At 73.1% G+C, this 3,158-nt stretch carries 3 protein-coding genes; 1 reads left to right on the top strand and 2 read right to left on the bottom strand.

From position 1 onward, the window contains the following. Positions 1 to 339 precede the first annotated feature (339 nt). Positions 340 to 864 (top strand): DUF3090 family protein, encoded by a 525-nt coding sequence (locus AC5LUJ_RS13770; protein WP_250286463.1) that lies wholly within the window; start codon positions 340 to 342, stop codon positions 862 to 864. A 545-nt stretch (positions 865 to 1,409) separates the two neighbouring features. On the opposite strand, the gene AC5LUJ_RS13765 is transcribed toward AC5LUJ_RS13770, so the two are convergent. Together AC5LUJ_RS13765 and AC5LUJ_RS13760 are read right to left on the bottom strand one after the other, a co-directional pair. Continuing rightward, entirely contained in the window at positions 1,410 to 2,195 is a 786-nt protein-coding gene (locus AC5LUJ_RS13765) for an Rv1486c family protein (RefSeq protein ID WP_250286464.1), read from the bottom strand. Positions 2,196 to 2,238: 43 nt separating this feature from the next. Then, a partial coding sequence (locus tag AC5LUJ_RS13760) for an SGNH/GDSL hydrolase family protein (RefSeq protein ID WP_493465047.1) occupies positions 2,239 to 3,158 on the bottom strand: 920 nt, incomplete at its 5' end.

The raw sequence follows: 3,158 nt of genomic DNA, 5'->3' as shown, positions 1-3,158 counted from the left end.
CCCTGATGTCCCTGGTAGCGGGCCTGTTCTGGAGGCGTCCGAGGGTGCCCGACGCGACATCTGTGACGCCACGACGTGAGCGGTGGCGCTACGGTTCACAATGATGTCCATAAGGTTGGACGTCCATGATGTCGTCGGGGACGAATCCCCGGGGATAAAACGTTCACGACGTAGCGGGTTCACGACGCGGCAAGGTTCACACAGCAGCTTCATGACGGGGAAGACGGCCAGGCCCCGTGGGTGACGCCGGCATGCCGGCCGTCGACCGGGGGAATCGGTGGATGACCGGAGCCGCGGCCCGGCCACCCACCGGTACAACGGACTGCCAGGAGGGACGAGGTGTATCAGCGGCAGCGGCACGTGTTCGACTCACCAGACCGTTTCGTGGTCGGAACCGTCGGCCAGCCCGGTGAACGCGACTTCTACCTACAGGCCTGCTCGCGTGGGCAGGTCGTGACCGTCGGCCTGGAGAAAGCCGAGGTCAACGCTCTTGCCGAAGGGCTCACGACGCTGCTCGGCCAGGTCCGCCGGACGGCCGGCGGCGAGCTGCCGGAGTCCCACGAGGTAGACGTCGATCTCGCGCCGTTGGAGGCGCCGTTCGAGGAGGACTTCCATCTCGGCCGGCTCACGGTGTCCTGGGACGGTAAACGGGTGCTTGTCGAGGCCGCCGGGCTCGCGGGGGGCGCGGCGCGCCGGCCTGACGCGGACGCCGAGCTCGACACGCTCGAGGTCTCGCTGTCCCTCGGCCAGACGCAGGCGTTCGTCCAGCGTGCCCGCAGTATCGTCGCGGCCGGCCGTCCCTCGTGTGTGCTCTGCGGCCGCCCGGACGGGCCGTCCGGGCATTTCTGTCCGCGCCTGAACTGATCGCAGTCCAGGCGTCGCCCGCGGGGTGCGCCTGGGGTGCGCCTGATGGATGCCGGTCGTCCGGGCGCCGCCTGCGCGGCCAGGTATTCGTCGGACGCGTCCTGAGCCAGGGCCCCGCGCGGTGAGGGCCTGCCCGGCGGGTGGCGTTCGGAGGGCCGGTGAGCGTTCCCGGGGCGGGAGGCGCGCGCCCGCCGCGCCTCCCGGCCGCCATCCGTGTCGGGACGCCGCCCCGCCGGGCGGGAAGAAGCTCGCCGTCCCGGCCGCGACGCCCGCCCACCCGCCAGCACGGTGCCCTACCGGTAGGGGGCTGGGAGCCCCCTACCGGGCTAGTGTCCCGGTCAGGCAGCGCGGGATCCCGTTCACGACCACCCGCACAGGCCATGATCCAGACAATTTTGTCGTTGTGTACGCTTTTTGGCCGCAAAAGCGTACACAACGACAAAATTATGCCGATCTTCTCCGGTGGTCGACGTCCATCGAAGTGTGCCATCGTTCAGGGGGATACGTATGGTTACCTGACCGGCGCTCCAGGAACTGGGAGAGCCCTACCGGGCGAGGGACTGGGAGGGGTCGAAGGCGTCGTAGGCCGACTCGCAGGCCCGGCGGACCGCCGCGGACAGCCCGCGCAGCGCGGTCGAACGGCGTTCGATCTCCTCGGCGGTGACCGCCGCCCCGTCGTCCCGGGCGGCCAGGTCGATCAGGCCGGCGATCCGGCCCGCCCGGGCCAGCAGCGCGTGCGCGGGCGGCGGATAGCCCGGGGGGAGCAGGAGCGTCGGCTCGTCCTCATGGCGTTCGCGCAGCACGGCGAGCGTGTCCGGACCGACCTTGGCCCGGTCGAGGTGCAGCAGCGCGGCCGTCGCGGTCCGGATGGCGTCGTTGAGCTCGTGCTCGGCGGCGTTCAGCGGGGACGGCGGGGGCGGGAGGTGACGGCCCGTCACCGAACGCCAGTGCACCGACTCCAGGCCGCCCTCGATGGCCGGGCCGTGCGCGGTCACGGACGGTATCAGGACCAGCGGCGGCAGCGGGCCCAGCACGACCACCGCCTCACCGGCGGCCAGCGCCTCCTGGTTGACCTCCGCCGGCCCGGGCAGACCGCTGACGTCGCCGGGCACGGGCAGGACGAGCCGCAGCCGCCGTGCGCCGCCGGTCCGCAGCCGGCCGAGGCCCAGCGCGAGCCCTTCGCCGTCGATGCTGTGGGGGGCGCCCGGCCCACCCGAACCCACGAGGATTCGGGTGATTGCCTCATCGGTGCTGACAAGCCCGGCAAGCCACGCGTTACCCCATCCGGTGAGTGCCCCTGAGCGAGGTGAGGCAGCTTGGCCGCAAATCACGATGCCTACGGTAAGGAATGACTGCCATGTCCTGCGACGGTCCTCAGCGGATATTGCTGGGGGTCACATCCAGTCGACGGTTGGCAACCAGCCGGCCGGCGCGGGCGGGCTCGTCACCGGTGGTGGCGTGCCGGGCCCGGCGGTCCGCCGCGGCGCGCCGGGCCCGGCGGCGCAGTGGCACGGCCGGGCGGGCGAGCAGCCACGGCACGCCCACCGACATCATCCAGCGGGCGTGCGCGAACCGGCCGGGCGTGGTGGGCGGCTCCACCACCGGCAGGACCGGCAGCGGCACACCGGCGTCGCACAGCGCCTCGGCGAAGGCACGGGCCATCAGCTGATGGCCCCGCGGGCCAGGATGCACCCGGTCGACGTCGAAGGTCGACAGCCGGTAGGCCTCGGGATGGCGGGCCAGGTCGACGACCAGGACCCCGGGATCGCCCGCGGCGGCGGCGTCCACCGCCGCGTTGAGCTGCCCGATCCGGGTGGTGAGCAGGCGGCGCGCGGGCGCGGGCAGGCGCAGCAGCCGCCCGGGGTCGTGCAGCCGGGCCATCAGCACCAGGACGCCGGCCGCGCGCAGGTCCCGGACGCTCCACACCAGGTTGCGCCGCAGGCGTAACGGGTCGAAGCCGGGGGAGAGCAGGTCGTTCATGCCGGCGATGAGGCTCGCGATCCGCGGGCGCAGCGCGAGGGCCACCGGCAGCTGGGTTTCGCGGACGTCCCGGCTGGTCGCCCCGGTGGTCGCGAGGTTGGTGAACCGGGCCTGCCCGGCCGGGGCCAGGCAGGCGGCGAGCGTGGCGGCCCAGCCGCGTCCGGCCAGCGCCCGCGCCGCGTGGGCCCGCCGGTAGCCGCCCATGCTCACACCGTCGCCCAGCCCGGCCGTGATGCTGTCGCCGAGCGCGACAAAGCAGGTCACCGTGCCGGAACCGGCCGTTGTGCTCGGACCGGCCGTTGTGCTCGGACCGG

This window comes from Protofrankia sp. CiP1_Cm_nod3 (genome assembly GCF_982290655.1).
This window is presented reverse-complemented; position numbering and strand designations above follow the sequence as displayed.